General features: G+C 71.3%; 3 protein-coding genes. 1 reads left to right on the top strand and 2 read right to left on the bottom strand.

The genetic code is table 11. The annotated features are described in order from the left end of the window. Together G6019_RS17275 and G6019_RS09625 are read right to left on the bottom strand one after the other, a co-directional pair. Positions 1 to 555: thioredoxin domain-containing protein (locus G6019_RS17275; protein WP_309230202.1), on the bottom strand; the 555-nt coding region annotated here is incomplete at its 3' end. Positions 556 to 590: 35 nt separating this feature from the next. Further along, the gene (locus G6019_RS09625; protein WP_107756712.1) at positions 591 to 1790 is read right to left on the bottom strand and encodes an acetyl-CoA C-acetyltransferase; all 1200 of its coding nucleotides are present in this window, start codon (positions 1788 to 1790) and stop codon (positions 591 to 593) included. 76 nt (positions 1791 to 1866) lie between these two features. Here G6019_RS09625 and mce point away from each other — a divergent pair, with 76 nt between their 5' ends. Continuing rightward, positions 1867 to 2337, top strand: coding sequence for a methylmalonyl-CoA epimerase (gene mce, locus G6019_RS09620; RefSeq protein ID WP_182613711.1), 471 nt, complete (start codon positions 1867 to 1869; stop codon positions 2335 to 2337). Positions 2338 to 2550 lie beyond the last annotated feature (213 nt).

Here is a 2550-nt window from a genome sequence, read left to right as displayed (position 1 = left end):
GCGTTCGGGGTCGGCCGGATCGTCCGGCTCCCCGGTGTCCGCGGACCCGGGCACTCCGCTGAGCTTTCCCTCCGTGGCCTGGAGGACTGCCGCGATCCACTGACGCAGGGCGTCCTCGGGCTGCTCCCCCTCGAAATCCGCCAGCGGCCGCCCCGCCGCGACGGCGACGACGGTCGGGACCGCCCGCGCCTGGAACGCCTGGGCGATCCCCGGGGAGGAGTCCACGTCGACGACCGCGTGCACCCACTGACCGCCCCCCTCCTCGGCCAGCGAGGACAGCAGGCTGGTCAGTACCGTGGGTGCCCGGCGGGACATGAGTTCGACGATCACGGGGACCTGGGTCGACCGGACCAACACCTCCTGCTCGAAGGTCGCCTCGTCGACCTCGACCAGGGTCACCGGCCCCGTGCCCCCACCGGACGTGCGGGCGGCGGCGACGGGGTCGCGCTTCGCCTCCGCCCGCTTCTTCAGCCCCGACAGGTCGACGGCGCCGGCGAGGGAGGCCGCGAGCTTCTGCTCGGACGCGGACGGGGGTCGGTTACCTGGTCTCGTCACGCCTTCGATCCTGCCACGGCCGGTCCGATCGGGGGTCAGCTGGTCGCGGGCACGCGGATCAACAGAGCGTCACCCTGCCCACCACCACCGCACAGCGCGGCCGCCCCGAGGCCACCACCACGGCGGGCGAGCTCGAGCGCGAGGGTCAGGACGACGCGGTTGCCCGACACGCCGATCGGGTGACCGATCGAGATGGCACCACCGTTCACGTTCACCTGGTCGGGGCTCAGGTCGAGCATGCGGGTCGAGTGCAGTCCGACCGAGGCGAAGGCCTCGTTGAACTCGAACAGGTCGATGTCCTTCACGTCGACGTCCGCCCGCCTGCACGCGTCCAGTACCGCGTCCGCCGGCTGGTGCTGCAGGGTCGAGTCCGGGCCCGCGACGGTGCCGTACCCGACGATCTCGGCGAGGACCGGCCACCCCTCGGCCTCCGCGCGCGCGGCCGTGGTCACGATGACCGCCGAGGCGCCGTCGGAGATCTGCGACGAGGATCCCGCGGTGATGGTCCCGTCCTTCGAGAACGCCGGGCGGAGCTTGCCCATCGACTCCGCGGTCGACTCCGGACGGACCCCTTCGTCGGTCTCCACGACGGTGTCGCCCTTACGGCCCTTGACCGTCACCGGCACGATCTCGTCCGCGAAGCGGCCGGCCTCCGCGGCGGCGGCGGCACGCTGATGGGAGGTCGCGGCGAACTCGTCCTGGTGCTCGCGGGTGATCTCTAGCTCGACGTTGCGCGCCTCGGTGAGGGCGCCCATCGGCTGGTCGGTCGGAACGTCGTGCAGGCCGTCGTAGGCCATGTGGTCGAGGACCTCGATCGACCCGTACTTGTAGCCGGCGCGGCTCTTGGGCAGCAGATGCGGTGCCTGCGACATCGACTCCTGGCCCCCGGCCACGACCACCTCGGAGTACCCGGAGCGGATCGCCTGATCGGCGAGCGCGATCGCGGTCAGTCCGGACAGACACATCTTGTTGATGCTCAGCGCGTCGACCCGCTTGGGGATGCCCGCGGCGAGCGAAGCCTGACGAGCGGGCATCTGACCGTTTCCTGCGGAGAGCACCTGTCCCATGATCACCTGGTCGACGGCGTCCGGGGAGACACCGCCCCGCTCGAGGGCGGCGCTGATCGCGATGCCACCGAGCTCCGGGGCCGAGAGCGAGGACAGCCCGCCCTGGAGGCGGCCGAACGGGGTGCGGGCCCCGGAGACGATGACGGTGCGGGTGGAGTCGGCGGGCATTGCGGACCTTCCATTCGAGGGGCTGAACGTGTACACGCCAAACTACCGTCTCCACTCACCGACTACCGTGGTCCCCATGACCTCTACCCCAGCCGACCAGCCCCTACTGCCCTCCGAGCTCGTCGTGGCGATCGATCACGTCGGGGTGGCCGTCCCCGACTTCGATGCCGCCGTCACCTGGTACCGCGACAATCTCGGGTTGGAGAACCTCCACGAGGAGGTCAACGAAGAGCAGGGCGTGCGCGAGGCCATGCTCGGATCGCCGGGACGACCGGAGGGCGGTGCGCTGCTGCAGGTGCTCGCACCTCTGGACGACACCTCGACCATCGCCAAGTACCTCGACCGCAACGGACCGGGAATCCAGCAGATGGCGGTCCGGGTGACCGACATCGACGCGATCACGTCCCACCTCACCGGGCGGGGGGTGCGGGTGCTGTACCCCGCGCCGAAGAACGGGACAGCGGGTTCGCGGATCAACTTCATCCACCCCAAGGACGCGGGCGGCGTCCTGCTCGAACTGGTCGAGCCGGCCACCGGATCGCACTAGTACCCCGGGCTGGCGGCCCCGCTAGGGTGGGGTCATGTCGAGCACACAGATGCCCACCACGGGCGCCGGCCCGTTCGCGGTGGTCCGCAGGGGCTTCGACCGCGAGCAGGTGACCTCAGCGCTCAAGCGCCTCGAGGCCGAGGTGGGCCTCCTCCGCGCCGACCGCGACGCCGCCGTCGAGAGGGCTGAACGGGCGGCGGCCGAGGCGGCCCG

The organism is Dietzia sp. DQ12-76 (assembly GCF_014145045.1).
Lineage (GTDB): Bacteria > Actinomycetota > Actinomycetes > Mycobacteriales > Mycobacteriaceae > Dietzia.
This window is presented reverse-complemented; position numbering and strand designations above follow the sequence as displayed.

Bases quoted from the DNA above. Each gene is read 5' to 3' on its own strand.
- G6019_RS09625 (WP_107756712.1), bottom strand. From the start codon at position 1,790: ATGCCCGCCGACTCCACCCGCACCGTCATCGTCTCCGGGGCCCGCACC.
- mce (WP_182613711.1), top strand. From the start codon at position 1,867: ATGACCTCTACCCCAGCCGACCAGCCCCTACTGCCCTCCGAGCTCGTC.